This is a genomic window from Pseudomonas sp. CAM1A (assembly GCF_047501685.1).
Lineage (GTDB): Bacteria > Pseudomonadota > Gammaproteobacteria > Pseudomonadales > Pseudomonadaceae > Aquipseudomonas.
In genome coordinates this window covers 390,056-405,249 of sequence record NZ_JBFNXP010000001.1, presented here as the reverse complement: position 1 = coordinate 405,249, position 15,194 = coordinate 390,056, and the positions used below count along the sequence as shown (strand labels likewise).

General features: G+C 65.2%; 16 protein-coding genes and 1 other RNA gene. 11 read left to right on the top strand and 6 right to left on the bottom strand.

What is annotated here, in order from left to right:
- Positions 1 to 79: 79 nt before the first annotated feature.
- Positions 80 to 529 carry an EVE domain-containing protein gene (locus ABZO33_RS01890; RefSeq protein ID WP_414534630.1) on the bottom strand — a complete coding sequence of 150 codons (450 nt, stop codon included), beginning with the start codon at positions 527 to 529 and terminating at the stop codon, positions 80 to 82.
- Between the two features lie 176 nt (positions 530 to 705).
- Here ABZO33_RS01890 and ABZO33_RS01885 point away from each other — a divergent pair, with 176 nt between their 5' ends.
- On the top strand, positions 706 to 861 hold the full coding sequence (locus tag ABZO33_RS01885; protein ID WP_011536298.1) for a hypothetical protein: 156 nt from the start codon (positions 706 to 708) through the stop codon (positions 859 to 861).
- An 8-nt stretch (positions 862 to 869) separates the two neighbouring features.
- Here ABZO33_RS01885 and ABZO33_RS01880 read toward each other — a convergent pair whose 3' ends face one another.
- From ABZO33_RS01880 to ABZO33_RS01865, 4 genes are all read right to left on the bottom strand, one after another.
- Positions 870 to 1,478, bottom strand: a complete 609-nt coding sequence (locus ABZO33_RS01880; RefSeq protein WP_414534629.1) for a 5-formyltetrahydrofolate cyclo-ligase — start codon at positions 1,476 to 1,478, stop codon at positions 870 to 872.
- A gap of 61 nt (positions 1,479 to 1,539) precedes the next feature.
- A non-coding RNA gene (ssrS, locus tag ABZO33_RS01875) (6S RNA) lies at positions 1,540 to 1,719 on the bottom strand.
- Between the two features lie 17 nt (positions 1,720 to 1,736).
- Positions 1,737 to 2,054: a cell division protein ZapA gene (locus ABZO33_RS01870; protein ID WP_046853724.1), complete on the bottom strand. Its 318-nt coding sequence runs from the start codon at positions 2,052 to 2,054 to the stop codon at positions 1,737 to 1,739.
- Positions 2,051 to 2,260, bottom strand: a complete 210-nt coding sequence (locus tag ABZO33_RS01865) for a TIGR02449 family protein (RefSeq protein WP_023631616.1) — start codon at positions 2,258 to 2,260, stop codon at positions 2,051 to 2,053. The genes ABZO33_RS01870 and ABZO33_RS01865 overlap by 4 nt, the downstream gene beginning before the upstream one ends.
- A 146-nt stretch (positions 2,261 to 2,406) precedes the next feature.
- Between ABZO33_RS01865 and ABZO33_RS01860 the strand changes: the two genes are divergently transcribed.
- From ABZO33_RS01860 to gcvP, 10 genes are all read left to right on the top strand, one after another.
- Positions 2,407 to 2,961, top strand: coding sequence for a YecA family protein (locus tag ABZO33_RS01860; protein ID WP_038707024.1), 555 nt, complete (start codon positions 2,407 to 2,409; stop codon positions 2,959 to 2,961).
- Positions 2,962 to 2,982: 21 nt separating this feature from the next.
- Positions 2,983 to 4,317: a Xaa-Pro aminopeptidase gene (gene pepP / locus ABZO33_RS01855; protein ID WP_414534628.1), complete on the top strand. Its 1,335-nt coding sequence runs from the start codon at positions 2,983 to 2,985 to the stop codon at positions 4,315 to 4,317.
- Entirely contained in the window at positions 4,314 to 5,513 is a 1,200-nt protein-coding gene (ubiH, locus tag ABZO33_RS01850; RefSeq protein WP_414534627.1) for a 2-octaprenyl-6-methoxyphenyl hydroxylase, read from the top strand. Before pepP ends, ubiH begins: the two co-directional genes overlap by 4 nt.
- The gene (locus tag ABZO33_RS01845) at positions 5,510 to 5,992 is read left to right on the top strand and encodes a DUF4442 domain-containing protein (RefSeq protein WP_203648827.1); all 483 of its coding nucleotides are present in this window, start codon (positions 5,510 to 5,512) and stop codon (positions 5,990 to 5,992) included. The genes ubiH and ABZO33_RS01845 overlap by 4 nt, the downstream gene beginning before the upstream one ends.
- A gap of 9 nt (positions 5,993 to 6,001) precedes the next feature.
- Positions 6,002 to 7,219 carry a 2-octaprenyl-3-methyl-6-methoxy-1,4-benzoquinol hydroxylase gene (locus ABZO33_RS01840; protein WP_414534626.1) on the top strand — a complete coding sequence of 406 codons (1,218 nt, stop codon included), beginning with the start codon at positions 6,002 to 6,004 and terminating at the stop codon, positions 7,217 to 7,219.
- 134 nt (positions 7,220 to 7,353) lie between these two features.
- A complete protein-coding gene (locus ABZO33_RS01835) occupies positions 7,354 to 8,355 on the top strand; it encodes an extracellular solute-binding protein (protein WP_414534625.1) in 1,002 nt (333 codons plus the stop codon).
- Between the two features lie 122 nt (positions 8,356 to 8,477).
- Positions 8,478 to 10,100, top strand: coding sequence for an ABC transporter permease (locus ABZO33_RS01830; protein WP_414534624.1), 1,623 nt, complete (start codon positions 8,478 to 8,480; stop codon positions 10,098 to 10,100).
- A 124-nt stretch (positions 10,101 to 10,224) separates the two neighbouring features.
- Entirely contained in the window at positions 10,225 to 11,307 is a 1,083-nt protein-coding gene (gcvT, locus tag ABZO33_RS01825; protein ID WP_414534623.1) for a glycine cleavage system aminomethyltransferase GcvT, read from the top strand.
- A gap of 48 nt (positions 11,308 to 11,355) precedes the next feature.
- Positions 11,356 to 11,739 (top strand): glycine cleavage system protein GcvH, encoded by a 384-nt coding sequence (gcvH, locus tag ABZO33_RS01820; RefSeq protein ID WP_414534622.1) that lies wholly within the window; start codon positions 11,356 to 11,358, stop codon positions 11,737 to 11,739.
- A gap of 179 nt (positions 11,740 to 11,918) precedes the next feature.
- Positions 11,919 to 14,792, top strand: coding sequence for an aminomethyl-transferring glycine dehydrogenase (gcvP, locus tag ABZO33_RS01815; protein ID WP_414534621.1), 2,874 nt, complete (start codon positions 11,919 to 11,921; stop codon positions 14,790 to 14,792).
- Positions 14,793 to 14,819: 27 nt separating this feature from the next.
- Here gcvP and ABZO33_RS01810 read toward each other — a convergent pair whose 3' ends face one another.
- On the bottom strand, positions 14,820 to 15,134 hold the full coding sequence (locus ABZO33_RS01810) for a DUF2388 domain-containing protein (RefSeq protein WP_414534620.1): 315 nt from the start codon (positions 15,132 to 15,134) through the stop codon (positions 14,820 to 14,822).
- Positions 15,135 to 15,194 lie beyond the last annotated feature (60 nt).

The window sequence follows — 15,194 nt, the reverse complement described above, 5'->3', positions numbered from 1 at the left end:
CGGCTTGCACGCCTTATCCTGGCGCGACGCGCATCCTGGCGCGTTGATATTGGTCAAACCCCTGACAATAGACGCTCAATCAGCTCAGCGCGAGGATTGCCGCCCATTGTTCTGCGGTCACCGGCATCACCGACAGGCGGCTGCCCTTTTGCACCAGCGGCAGTTCCTCCAATGCCGCCTGCTGCTTGAGCAGCCCCAGGCCGAGTACCCGGCGAAAGGTTTGCACATGCTCGACATCCACCGCGCTCCACGGGTTCTTCTCGGCGCTGGCCTTGGCGTCGTGGTAGTGGCTTTGCGGGTCGAGGGCGGTCGGGTCCGGGTACGCCGCGGCGCTGATCCGGGCAATGCCGGCGATACCTGGTTGCGGGCAGCTGGAGTGGTAGAAGAAGAACTCGTCGCCTACGCTCATGGCCCGCAGGAAATTGCGCGCCTGGTAGTTGCGTACCCCGTCCCAACGGGTACTGCCCAGGCGTGCCAAGGCTTCGATGGAGAGCTCGTCGGGCTCGGATTTCATCAGCCAGTAGGCCATGGATGCTGCTCCTGAAAGAGTTTGAAATAACTCGTTGCATGAAACCGACAGTCGGTTGGCGTCAACGTTTGCCTAGCGACTCATGTTGTCGGAAAATGCGCCGATTTTAAGCTATACGCTCCGGCAGCCATCAAGAAAGCCGCCGAGCCTGGACAGTTGTTCTTGGGGGGCAATCAATGAAACAACGTAAACCGGACCTGCTCTGGATCCTGGCCTTCATTTTCGGCCTGGGCGTGGTCACCACCGGTTACGCGCAAGGTTTGTGGGAGCGCAAGCTCGATGCCGCCTATCAGCAGGCGCCCGTCGATCCGGCGCAGCAACAGCACCGCTGATCGCGAGTTCACTTCGCCGCCAGGTACCAACCACGGTCTGACACCGTGCCTTGCAACGGTACATCCCAGCTTGCCTGGTTGAGCCGCTCCACCTTCTGGCATTCATGCGCCAACCCCAACAGCAATGGTTTTTTCCAGGCCTTGCGCCGGCCCTGGTAGGCCAGGCTGCGGTCATAGAAGCCCCCGCCCATGCCCAGGCGCCCCCCCATCTCATCGAAACCGACCAGCGGTAGCAGGATCAGGTCCAGCGCCCAGATCGGCCTTTGGCGTTTGCGCTCGACTACCGGTTCGGCGATGCCGAAGCGGTTGGGTCGCAGCTTCTCACCTGGCTCGAAACGCTGGAACACCATGCGTGTGGCGGGCCAGGCGTGCAACACGGGCAGGTAGACGCGCTTGCCGCGCCTGTGCGCCTCGCGCAGCAGCAGGCGCGGGTCGATCTCGCCATCATTGGGCAGGTACAGGGCGATATGCCGGGCGCGGCGGAACAGTGGATGCTGTGCCAGTTGGCGATAAAGACCTTCGGCGGCCTGACGTTGCTGGGCGGGTGTGAGTGCGCGGCGGGCATTGCGCAGGAGGCGGCGAAGCTGGGGGCGGGTAAGCGGCGCGGTGTCGGTCATGGCACGGGCGATCCCTGAAGAAACGAAAAGCCCGCCGTGGGAGGCGGGCAGTTCTGAAAGCAGGCTCCCCGACAAGACCGCTATCGGTGTAGCCCTTGAACCCGAAAGTTCAAGGTGGAGATTGCAGGGGGCGTTAAGGCTTTCCGTCGGGCGGACATGCACACCTGCCCCAGCGTGCAACCCCCGTGGTTGTGCGTATCGGCTCAGGGACATAACCGACTGGCGCATCCCCCAGGGAGTGGCGCCAGTATACCAATCTCAGTCGTTTTTGCTAACCGGATCGTCGGAGAGGGCCTGGTCGACCCGCTCCAGCAGGTCGCGCACCTGTTCGCGGGTGGTGCCGCCGCTGGCCACTTCGGGGCGTTCCTGGCGGTGCAGCAGCTCGTGGGTGATGTTCAGCGCGGCCATCACGGCGATACGGTCGGCGCCGATCACCTTGCCGCTGCTGCGGATTTCGCGCATCTTGCCATCCAGGTAGCGGGCGGCGCCGACCAGGTTGTTGCGCTCCTCGGGCGGGCAGATGATCGAGTATTCCTTGTCGAGGATCTGGACGGTGACGCTATTGCTTGAACTCATGAGTCTTGCTCCAGGGCCTTGAGGCGCAGGATCATCGATTCGATCTTGCGCTTGGCGATCTCGTTCTTTTCGATCAGGTGGGCGCGCTCCTCGCGCCAGGATCGTTCCTGAGCTACTAAGAGTGCGTTTTGCCGCTTTAGTTGCTCGACCCGTTCGATCAGCAACTCGAACCGGCTCATCAGCGCTTGCAGGTCGTTCTCTTGCATGGATTGCACTCGATTCCTTGACTCGCCTGGCGATCATGCCTGCCCCAAGGGCGCGACGGCCAGTGCCGATGGTCTTGGCGCGCCTGCCGGTGCTAGGATACAAGGTCTCCATTCTAGTCATTGCGCCGTCTGGCGCCTAGCTGCCCATGCCCAATACCCAATCGCCCTACATTGCCTTTGCCATGTTGCTTTCGAGCAATGGCCACCCCGTCACCCCCGCCGAGCTGCACGGCCTGCTGATCGGCCGCAGCTGCGCTGGCGCCGGCTTCGATGCCGATGCCTGGCTGGCCGACGCCGCCCAGTTGCTCGAAACCGAGCCCGGTGACACTGTCCGCAACGCTCTGGTCGGCCTGCAAGAGATGGTCAAGGCCGAACTGACTGGCGACGACGTCGCCATCGTCCTGCTGCTGCCTTCCGATGATGCCGCACTCAGCGACCGCGCCACCGCGCTGGGCCAGTGGTGCCAGGGCTTCATCACCGGTTTCGGCCTGAACGCCGGTGGCAAGGACTTGTCCACCGATGCCAAGGAAGTGCTCCAGGACCTGGTGGCCATCTCGCAGGTCCAGGAAGCGCTGGAAGAATCCGAGGACGGCGAGAGCGACTACATGGAAGTCATGGAATACCTGCGCGTCGCCCCGCTGCTGCTGTACACCGAGCTGGCCAAGCCCGAAGCGCCCGCGCCAAAGCCATCGCTGCACTGATCTGATCGGGGTCGTTTGCCCATGAGCCACATACCCAAGGCGGAGTACGCCCGTCGGCGCAAGGCGCTGATGGCGCAGATGGTCCCCAACAGCATCGCCATCCTGCCCGCCGCCGCAGTTGCCATCCGCAACCGCGACGTCGAGCATGTCTATCGTCAGGACAGCGATTTCCAGTACCTGAGCGGCTTCCCTGAGCCCGAGGCGGTGATCGCGCTGATCCCGGGCCGCGAGCATGGCGAGTACGTGCTGTTCTGCCGCGAGCGCAATCCCGAGCGCGAGCAGTGGGACGGCCTGCGGGCCGGCCAGGAAGGCGCGGTGCGTGATTTCGGCGCCGACGATGCCTTCCCCATCAGCGATATCGACGAGATCCTGCCGGGCCTGATCGAAGGTCGCGAGCGGGTCTACAGCAACATGGGCGGCAACGCCGAATTCGACCGCCGGCTGATGGAGTGGATCAATGTGATCCGCTCCAAGGCCCGCCTTGGCGCCCAGCCGCCGAACGAGTTCGTTGCCCTGGATCATCTGCTGCACGACATGCGCCTGTATAAATCGGCGGCGGAAGTGAAGGTCATGCGCGAGGCCGCGGCGATCTCCGCCCGTGCCCATGTGCGCGCCATGCAGGCCTGCCGGGCCGGGTTGCACGAGTACAGCCTGGAAGCCGAACTGGATTACGAGTTCCGCAAGGGCGGGGCGAAGATGCCGGCCTACGGCTCGATCGTCGCTGCCGGGCGCAATGGCTGCATCCTGCACTATCAGCAGAATGATGCGTCGCTCAAGGACGGTGACCTGGTGCTGATCGACGCCGGTTGCGAGATCGACTGCTACGCCAGCGACATCACCCGCACCTTCCCGGTCAGCGGGCGCTTCTCGCCGGAACAGAAGGCCATCTACGAGCTGGTGCTTGCGGCCCAGGCCGCGGCGTTCGCCGAGATCGCCCCGGGCAAGCACTGGAACCATGCCCACGAGGCGACCGTGCGGGTGATCACCGAAGGGCTGGTGGCGCTGGGCCTGCTCAAGGGCGAGGTACAGGCGCTGATCGACAGCGAGGCCTACCGTGCCTTCTACATGCACCGCGCCGGGCACTGGCTGGGCATGGACGTGCACGACGTGGGCGAATACAAGGTCGGTGGCCAATGGCGCGTGCTCGAGCCGGGCATGGCGTTGACCGTCGAGCCCGGCATCTACATCGCGGCCGACAACCAGGCCGTGGCGAAGAAATGGCGCGGCATCGGCGTAAGGATCGAGGACGACGTGGTGGTAACCAGACAAGGCTGTGAAATCCTCACTTCAGGCGTGCCGCGCACGGTCGCCGAGATCGAGGCACTGATGCACGAAGCCCGCAAGGACGCCGCATGAACCGGGTCAACCTGGCGATCATCGGTGGCGGCCTGGTCGGCGCCAGCCTGGCCCTGACCCTGCAGGCCGCGGCCAAGGCGCGTGGCTGGACGATCCTGCTGATCGAGCCGTTTGCCCCGGGCGACAGCTTCCAGCCCAGCTACGACGCGCGTTCTTCGGCGCTGTCCTACGGCACCCGGCAGATCTACGAGCGGCTGGGGTTGTGGCAGGCCATCAGCCGCCGCGCCGAGCCGATCCGGCAGATCCAGGTGTCCGACCGCGGCCGCTTCGGCGCCACGCGCCTGGATGCGCTGGAGGAAGGTGTGCCGGCACTCGGCTACGTGGTGGAGAACGCCTGGCTCGGCCAGTGCCTGTGGCAGGCCATCGACAACGAGGTGGTCAGCTGGCGCTGCCCGGCGCAAGTGCAGGCGATGCAGGCCATCGCCGGTGGCTATCGGTTGCAGCTGGACGACGACACCGTGCTGGAATGCGACCTGGCGGTGCTGGCCGATGGTGGCCGTTCGGGCCTGCGCGAGCAGTTGGGCATCCATGTGCGCAACACACCCTATGACCAGAGCGCGCTGATCGCCAACATCACCCCGGGCGAGGCCCATGCCGGGCAGGCGTTCGAGCGCTTCACCGAGCAAGGGCCGATGGCCCTGCTGCCGCTGGCGGACAACCGTTGCGCGCTGGTCTGGACCCGCCAGGGCATGGATGCCAAACGCCTGGCCGAGCTCGACGAACGCAGCTTCCTGCGCGAACTGCAGGAGGCCTTCGGCTACCGACTCGGCGCCCTGCGCCAGGTCGGTGCCCGTCATCTCTATCCGCTGTCGCTGGTCGAGGCCGAGGAGCAGGTGCGCCCGCACCTGGTGGTGCTGGGCAATGCCGCCCACAGCCTGCACCCGATCGCCGGGCAAGGCTTCAACCTGTCGCTGCGCGATGTGCAGTCGCTGGCGGACGCCTTGCTGGCTGGCCCGGCGCTGCCGGGCGATCTGGCCACGCTGCAGGCCTATCACCAACGCCAGCGCCTTGACCAGGCCCTGACCATCGGCTTCTCCGACCAGGTCACCCGCGTGTTCGGCAGCAGCCAGCCGCTGCTGGCGGCCGGGCGCAACCTCGGCCTGCTCGGGCTGGACCTGCTGCCGCCGGCGAAAAGCTGGTTCGCCCGCCAGGCCATGGGCCTGGGCACCCGCCCCGACCCGCGGGGCCGCCCATGAGCGATGTTCGCAGGCTCGCACGGCGAGCGCGGATGCTGCGCTGGTTGTTGAACTTCTACCCGCCCTATCTGGGCGCCGGCATCCATATCCAGGAAATCAGCCCGGACATGCGCAGCGTCAAGGTGCGCATGAAGCTGACGCGGTGGAATCGCAACTACGTCGGCACCCAGTTCGGAGGCAGCCTGTACGCGATGGTCGACCCGTTCTACATGCTGCTGCTGATCGAGCAGCTGGGGCGCGAGTACATCGTCTGGGACAAGGCCGCCAGTATCGACTTCATCTCGCCGGGCAAGGGCCCGGTGTATGCCCAATTCCACGTCGACGATGCGCTGCTGGACGAGATCCGCCAGCAGACCGCCAGCGGCAAGAAGTACCTGCCGCGGTTGCAGGTGGAGATCCGCGATGGCGCCGGCGAGCTGGTGGCGCGGGTCGACAAAACTTTATACGTGCGGCTCAAGCCGCAAGCGAGGCAGGCGTAAGGCATGGAAATGCGCGCAGATCTGTTGATTGTCGGTGCCGGTATGGTCGGCAGCGCCCTGGCCCTGGCCTTGCGCCACAGTGGCCTGGAGGTGCTTTTGCTCGACGGCGGGCCGATGACGGTCAAGCCGTTTGATGGCGAGGCCCCTTTCGAACCAAGGGTCAGCGCCCTGTCGGCGGCCAGCCAGCGCATTCTCGAGCGCTTGGGCGCCTGGGAGGGCATTGCCCGGCGGCGTGTCTCGCCGTATTCGGACATGCACGTCTGGGATGGCAGCGGCACCGGTGAGATTCATTTTTCCGCGGCCAGCGTGCATGCCGAGGTGCTGGGGCATATCGTCGAGAACCGTGTGGTCCAGGACGGTCTGCTGGAGCGCCTGCACGACAGCGATGTCGGGCTGCTGGCCAATGCCCGCCTGGAACAGTTGCGCCGCTCCGGTGACGAGTGGCTGGTGACCTTGGCCGATGGTCGCAAGCTGCGCGCGCCGCTGGTGATCGCCGCCGATGGCGCCAACTCGGCGGTACGCCGCCTGGCCGGCTGCGCGACCCGCGAGTGGGATTACCTGCACCACGCCATCGTCACCAGCGTGCGTTGCAGCGAGGCGCACCGCGCCACGGCGTGGCAGCGCTTCACCGACGAAGGCCCGCTGGCGTTCCTGCCGCTGTCGCGTGATGGCCGCCAGGACTGGTGCTCGATCGTCTGGTCGACCACCCCGGAGCAGGCCGAGCAGGCCATGGCAATGGATGACGCGAGCTTCCGCCAGGCACTTGAGCGGGCGTTCGAGGGGCGTCTGGGCGATGTGCTCGAGGCTGATCCACGGGTCTGCGTGCCGCTGCGCCAGCGCCATGCCAAGCGCTACGTGGAAGAAGGGCTGGCGCTGATCGGCGACGCCGCCCACACCATCCACCCGTTGGCGGGGCAGGGGGTCAACCTGGGTTTCCTCGATGCCGCCGTGCTGGCCGAAGAGCTGGTACGCGCCAGCGAGCGGGGCGAGCGGTTGGCCGATGTGAAAGTGCTGAGCCGTTTCGAGCGGCGGCGCATGCCGCACAACCTGGCGCTGATGGCGGCGATGGAGGGTTTCGAGCGCTTGTTCCAGGCCAACCCGTTGCCGCTGCGCTGGCTGCGTAACAGCGGCTTGAAGCTGGTGGAGCAGATGCCCGAAGCCAAGGCGCTGTTCGTGCGTCAGGCCTTGGGATTGTCCGGTGACCTGCCGGAGTTGGCCAAGGCCTGAAACCATCATTGCGGGAAGGTGGGAGCGGGCTTGCCCCGCGATTGTTTGCAACATTCGGTAACGGCTCGACGGATGAGTCTAAAAATGGGAACCACTACCATTTGCACCTCTAAACTCAGCGAGGAGTGCTCCGAATGTTATCCCGCAAGCCCCTACTGGCCGCCCTGGCCCTGACGCTATTCGGCGGCACCGCCCAGGCGGCGGAAGAAGTGGTGGTGTACTCCTCGCGCATCGACGAGCTGATCAAGCCGGTGTTCGACGCTTATACCGCCAAGACCGGCGTCAAGATCAAGTTCATCACCGACAAGGAAGCCCCGCTGATGCAGCGCATCAAGGCCGAGGGCGAGAACGGCGTGGCCGACCTGCTGCTCACCGTCGATGCCGGCAACCTCTGGCAGGCCGAGCAGATGGGCATCCTGCAACCGATCAAGTCGGCCACCATCGACCAGAACATTCCGTCGCAGTACCGCGCCTCGTCCCACGACTGGACTGGCCTGAGCCTGCGCGCACGGACCATCGCCTACTCCACCGACCGGGTCAAACCGGCGGAGCTCAGCACCTACGAGGCCCTGGCCGACAAAAATTGGGAAGGCCGTCTGTGCCTGCGCACGGCGAAGAAGGTCTACAACCAGTCGCTGACCGCCACCCTGATCGAGAACCACGGCGAGGCCGAGACCGAGAAGCTGATCAAGGGCTGGGTCAACAACCTGTCCACCGACGTGTTCTCCGACGACACCGCGGTGCTCCAGGCCATTGCCGCCGGCCAGTGCGACGTGGGCATCGTCAACACTTACTACTACGGGCGCCTGCACAAGGAGAAACCCGACTTGCCGGTGAAGCTGTTCTGGCCCAACCAGGGTGATCGCGGCGTGCACGTCAACCTGTCAGGTATTGGCCTGACCAAGCATGCACCGCACCCGGAAGCGGCGAAGAAACTGGTGGAGTGGATGACCGGCGAGGAGGCGCAGAAGCTGTTCGCCGACATCAACCAGGAGTTCCCGGCCAACCCGAAGGTCAAGCCTTCGACGGAAGTGGCGGCCTGGGGTAGCTTCAAGGCCGACAGCATTCCGGTGGAAGTCGCTGGCAAGCGCCAGGCTGAAGCCATTCGCTTGATGGATCGGGCTGGCTGGAACTGACCGCTCGCCCTATCCTTGAGGGCCTCATCGCGGGGCAAGCCCGATCCCACGCCAACCTGTAAAGGCTGTGTGGGAGCGGGCTTGCCCCGCGATGCTATCGCCCAGCCATCGAGACCTTCGATTTGCCTCACACCCCCCAACGCCGCTGGTACCTGCCGGTCTTCCTGATCGCCGCCCTGGTCTTGCTGCCGCTCAGCGTTTTGCTGTTGTCATGGCAATCGGTCGACGTGCAGATCTGGTCGCACCTGCTCGACACCCAGATGAGCCGCCTGCTGGGCAATACCCTGACCCTGGTGCTTGGCGTTGGTATCGGCGTGACCGTGCTGGGGGTGAGCCTGGCGTGGCTCACCAGCCTCTGCGAATTCCCCGGCCGGCGTTGGCTGGATTGGGCGCTGATGCTGCCGTTCGCCATCCCGGCCTATGTGTTGGCGTTCGTCTTCGTTGGCCTGCTCGACTTCGCAGGCCCCGTGCAGACGGCGCTGCGCGAGGTGTTCGGGCCCATGCGCCTGCCCAGGGTGCGCTCCACCGGTGGCGTGATCACGGTATTGGTGCTGGTGTTCTACCCCTACGTCTACCTGCTGGCGCGCACGGCCTTCCTGGCCCAGGGCAAGGGCTTGATGGAGGCGGCGCGGGTGTTGGGGCTGTCACCGCTGCAGGCCTTCTGGCGGGTGGCCTTGCCCATGGCGCGGCCGGCCATCGGCGCCGGCATCGCCCTGGCACTGATGGAGACCCTGGCCGATTTCGGCGCGGTGGCGGTGTTCAATTTCGACACCTTCACTACTGCCATCTACAAGACCTGGTACGGCTTCTTCAGCCTCTCCAGCGCGGCGCAACTGGCCAGCCTGTTGCTGCTGGCGGTGATGCTGGTGCTGTATGGCGAGCGCCGGGCCCGAGGCGCCAGTCGCAGTGGCAACGAACGCCCGAGGGCGCAGGCGCTGTATCACTTGCGGGGTATCAAGGCGTTGGCTGCCAGTGGCTGGTGTCTGCTGGTGTTCGCCTGTGCCTTCGTCATTCCGATGCTGCAGTTGCTGGCGTGGTTCTGGCAGCGGGGGCGGCATGACCTCGACGAGCGCTATGTTGGCCTGGTCATGCACACCCTGTACCTGGGAGCCATGGCGGCGCTGATCACGGTCAGCGTGGCCATGCTTCTGGCGTTCGCCAGGCGGCAGGCCCCGACTGCCGGTATCCGCGCCGGGGTCGGATTGGCCAACTTGGGTTACGCCTTGCCCGGCTCGGTGCTGGCCGTGTCGATCATGCTGGCGTTCAGCTACCTGGACAACCAGCTGGTAGTGCCGCTGTCCCAATGGTTGGGCGGAGCGGGCAAGCCGTTGTTGCTGGGAAGCTTGTCGGCATTGTTGCTGGCCTATCTGGTACGGTTCATCGCCGTTGCCTATGGTCCGCTGGAAAGCAGCCTGGAGCGGATCCGCCCATCGCTTCCGGAGGCGTCGCGCAGCCTCGGGGTCGGTGGCCCAGGATTGTTTTTCAAGGTGTATCTGCCATTGCTGGTGCCCGGTGCGCTCAGTGCCGCCCTGCTGGTGTTCGTCGATGTACTCAAGGAGATGCCGGCAACTTTGCTGATGCGCCCGTTCGGCTGGGACACCCTGGCCGTGCGCGTGTTCGAGATGACCAGCGAGGGTGAATGGGCGCGTGCTTCGCTGCCAGCGTTGACCCTGGTGTTGGTCGGCCTGCTGCCAGTGATCGGCCTGATCCGCCGCTCGGCCCATCGTCCGGGACATCCGCGCTGAGGGTGTCACGCAGCTCCCTTGCGGCTACAATGCGCGGCATTCGCAGCGACGGGTCCTACAAGAACAGGTGATGATTGAACATCGCCGACCGCCGCCGCCTCGCCACGCCCGGAAGGAGAAACCCATGGGACAGCGTACGCCTCTGTATGACCTGCACCTGGCGCTCGGCGCCAAGACGGTCGATTTCGGCGGATGGGACATGCCCCTGCACTACGGCTCGCAAGTCGAGGAGCACCACCAGGTGCGCAGTGACTGCGGGGTGTTCGATGTTTCCCACATGACGGTCATCGATATCGATGGCTGCGCCGCCACGCCCTGGCTGCAACACCTGCTGGCCAACGACGTGACACGCCTGGAAAGCCCCGGCAAGGCCCTCTACAGCCCGCTGCTCAATGCCGAGGGCGGGATCATTGACGATCTCATCGCCTACCGCACCGAAGACGGTTATCGCCTGGTGGCCAATGCCGCCACCCGCGCCAAGGTACTGGCCTGGCTGCAGGTTCGCAGCGAAGGCTTCAAGGTGAGCTTCAAGGCGCGGCCTGAACTGGCCATTCTCGCCATCCAGGGGCCTCATGCCCGAGAAAAGGTCGCTGCCCTGCTCAGCGCCTCGCGGGCCGCGCTGATCCGCGAGCTGCGCCCCTTCGAAGGCCTCGCCGACGGTGACTGGTTCATCGCCCGCACCGGTTATACCGGTGAGGACGGTCTGGAAATCATTCTTCCCGGCGAACAGGCCCCGGCGTTCTACAACGATCTGGTCGGCGCCGGCATCGCCCCGAGCGGTCTGGGCGCCCGCGATACGCTGCGCCTGGAAGCCGGCATGAACCTGTATGGCCAGGATATCGACGAAGCCCACACCCCGCTGACCTCCAACCTGGGCTGGAGCGTCGCCTGGGAGCCGGCGAGCCGTGAGTTCATCGGCCGTGCGGGCCTGCTGGCGGAAATCGAGCAGGGCGTGAAGGAAAAACTGGTTGGCCTGGTGCTGGAGGAGCGGGGTGTACTGCGCGCGCATCAGGTGGTCCGTGTGTCCGGGATTGGCGAAGGGGAGATCACCAGTGGTAGTTTCTCGCCTACGCTGAGCAAATCCATTGCCTTGGCCCGCGTGCCCATGGCCACTGGTGACCGGGCCGAGGTGGAAATCCGCGGCAAGTGGTACCCGGTGCGAGTGGTAAAGCCGACCTTCGTGCGCCATGGCAAGATCCTGATCTGAACATTAACGGCGGGCCGTCCGCTGACCCATTACGAGGAATACAAGACAATGAGCCAAATCCCCGCCGACCTGCGTTTTGCCGAAAGCCACGAGTGGGCTCGCCTGGAAGCCGATGGCACGGTGACCGTGGGTATCAGTGACCACGCCCAGGAAGCCCTGGGTGACGTGGTGTTCGTCGAGCTGGCCGAAGTCGGCAAGGTGTTCGAAGCCGGCGACGCCGCTGGTGTGGTCGAGTCGGTAAAGGCTGCCTCGGATATCTATGCGCCGGTGGGTGGTGAAGTCATCGCGGTCAACGAAGAGCTGGCTGACAGCCCGGAACTGCTCAACGAAGAGCCTTACGAGTCGTGGATCTTCAAGCTGAAGCCGAGCAACCCCGCTGAGTTGAACAAGCTACTGGATGCTGCTGGTTACAAGGCTGCCATCGGCGAGTAAATGATCGCGGGGCAAGCCCGCTCCCACGACGTGCGCCATGGCGATGTGTTCCAGGCGTGGGAGCGGGCTTGCCCCGCGATGAGGGTTGCACGGCAAACGCAATAATCCCCGCATATTCGGCAATCCTTCCTAGACTTGTAAGTCTCCCATGAGAACTGGTCCAGGAAGAGATCGTCGCCATGTCCCAGTCACCATCGCTGAGCCAACTGCAAGAGCCCAACCCTTTCCTGCGTCGCCACCTGGGGCCCGATGCCCAGGAGCAGCAGGCCATGCTCGACGCCCTAGGCGTCGCCAGCCGCAGTGAACTGATCGAGCAGACGGTGCCACCGGGCATCCGCTTCAATCGCCCACTCGACCTGCCGCCGGCCCTCGATGAGCAGGCCGCACTGGCCAAACTTGCGGGCTACGCTGCGCAGAACCAGCTGTGGACCAGCCTGATCGGCATGGGCTACCACGCCACCCTCACCCCCACCGTCATCCTGCGCAACGTGCTGGAGAACCCTGGCTGGTACACCGCCTATACGCCCTACCAACCAGAGATCGCCCAAGGCCGGCTGGAGGCGCTGCTGAACTTCCAGCAAATGGTCATCGACCTTGCCGGCCTGCCCCTGGCCAATGCCTCGCTGCTTGATGAGGCCACCGCCGCCGCCGAGGCGATGGCCCTGGCAAAGCGCGTGGCGCGCAGCAAGAGCAACGCCTTTTTCGCCGACGAGCACTGCCACCCGCAAACCCTGTCGGTGCTCAAGACCCGCGCCGAGGGGTTCGGCTTCGAGTTGATCGTCGATTCGGTGGATAACCTGGGCAAGCACCAGGTGTTCGGCGCGCTGCTGCAATACCCCGACACCCATGGCGAGGTGCGCGACCTGCGCCCGCTGATCGACCAGTTGCATGGCCAGCAGGCCCTGGCCTGCGTCGCCGCCGACATCCTCAGCCTGGTGGTGCTGACGCCGCCCGGCGAACTGGGGGCCGACGTGGTGCTCGGCTCGACCCAGCGCTTTGGCGTGCCCATGGGCTATGGCGGGCCGCACGCGGCCTATTTCGCCTGCCGCGACGACTACAAGCGCGCCATGCCCGGGCGCATCATCGGCGTATCACGTGATGCCCGGGGCAACACCGCGCTGCGCATGGCCCTACAGACCCGCGAGCAGCACATACGCCGCGAGAAAGCCAACTCCAACATCTGCACGGCCCAGGTGCTGCTGGCCAACATCGCCGGCTTCTACGCGGTCTATCACGGCCCCGAGGGCTTGCAGCGCATCGCCCAGCGCGTGCATCGACTGACGTTCATCCTCGCCGCCGGCCTTGAAGCCAAAGGCATCAAGCGCCTCAACCAGCATTTCTTCGACACCCTGACGCTGGACGTCGGCGGCACCCAGGCGGCGATCATCGAAAGCGCCGAGGACGCCCGCGTCAACCTGCGCATTCTCGGTCGCGGGCACCTGGGGCTGAGCCTGGACGAGACCTGCGACGAAGCCACGGTGCTGAAGCTGTTCGATATCTTCCTTGGCGTCGACCACGGCCTGGACATTGCCGCCCTCGACCAGCAGGCCCTGCCCGAAGGCATCCCCGGCGCGCTGGTGCGGCGCACACCGATCCTGCAGCACCCGGTGTTCAACCTGCATCACAGCGAGACCGAGATGCTGCGCTACCTCAAGCAGCTGGAGAACAAGGACCTGGCACTCAACCAGTCGATGATCCCGCTGGGTTCGTGCACCATGAAGCTCAACGCCACCAGCGAGATGATCCCCATCACCTGGCCTGAATTCGCCCAACCGCATCCGTTCGCCCCTGCGGCGCAGGTGCAAGGCTACAAGGCGATGATCGACGAGCTCGAAGCCTGGTTGTGTGCCATCACCGGCTTCGATGCGATCTGCATGCAGCCCAACTCGGGCGCCCAGGGCGAGTACGCCGGGCTGATGGCGATCACGCGTTACCACCGCAGCCGCCACCAGGCCGGGCGCACGATCTGCCTGATCCCGTCCTCGGCCCATGGCACCAACCCGGCGTCGGCGCAGATGGCCGGCATGGAGGTGGTGATCGTCGAGTGCGACGAGGACGGCAACGTCGACCTCGACGACCTCAAGGCCAAGGCGCGCCAGGCTGGCGAGCGACTGTCATGCCTGATGGTGACCTACCCGTCCACCCATGGGGTGTACGAAGAGGGCATCCGCGAGATCTGCGAGGTGGTGCACCAGCTTGGCGGGCAGGTCTACATGGATGGCGCCAATCTCAATGCCCAGGTAGGGCTGACGCGGCCGGCGGACATCGGTGCCGATGTCTCGCACATGAACCTGCACAAGACCTTCTGCATTCCCCATGGCGGCGGTGGCCCGGGCATGGGGCCGATTGGCATCCGTGCACACCTCAAGCCGTTCGTGGCCAGCCATCCGGTGGTGCCGGTGCCGGGGCTGGACCCGAACAACAGCGCGGTGAGCGCGGCGCCGTGGGGCAGTGCCAGCATCCTGCCGATCAGCTGGATGTACATCGCCATGATGGGGCCGCAACTGGCCGATGCCAGCGAGGTGGCGATCCTGTCCGCCAACTACCTGGCCAGCCAGCTGCGCGATGCCTTCCCGGTGCTGTACCGCGGGCGCAACCAGCGCGTGGCCCATGAATGCATCTTCGATCTGCGCCCGCTCAAGGCGCTGACCGGCATTACCGAGGAAGACGTGGCCAAGCGCCTGATGGACTATGGCTTCCATGCCCCGACCATGTCGTTCCCGGTACCGGGCACGTTGATGGTCGAGCCCACCGAGAGCGAGTCGAAGGCCGAGCTGGATCGCTTCGTTGAAGCGATGCTGGCGATCAGGGCGGAGATTGCCGAAGTGCAGGAGGGCAACTGGCCGGCCGAGGACAACCCGCTCAGGCACGCGCCGCATACCTTGGCCGATGTACTGGCGCCGTGGAACCGGCCATACAGCCTCGAGCAGGGCATCGCCCCCAGCGCTCACGCCCGCCAGCACAAGTACTGGCCGGCGGTGAACCGGGTCGACAACGTGTATGGGGACAGGAATCTGTTCTGCGCGTGCGTGCCGGTGGAGGCGTATCGCTAGATGGGGGCTGCAACGCAGCCCCGGGACTTATTCGGCCACGGCGTTCTTGGCCAGGATCGCGTTGGCCAGTTCCATGTCGCTGGCCTGCACGCCTGGGTTGTCCGCGCGCACCTGGCGGATCGCAGACTCCAGGAATGGCCCGCGAATGGCGCCGTCACTGGCGACGAAGCTGCCCGCGTCATCCTGGGCAGCGACGATCAGTTTGTGGTCCTTGAAGGTCAGGTAGGTGGAGGCGGTGGTCGCGCCGGAGGAGATGATATTGCGCCAGAACGTATCGGCCATGGCGGAGCCAAGGGGCAGCGAGAACAGGACGGTGGCTGCGATGGCTGTTTTGAGACGCATGATGAATCACCTCGGTGGATGAGGGCGGTTGAGATGCCGATTCGATCCTTTTCCATTGCC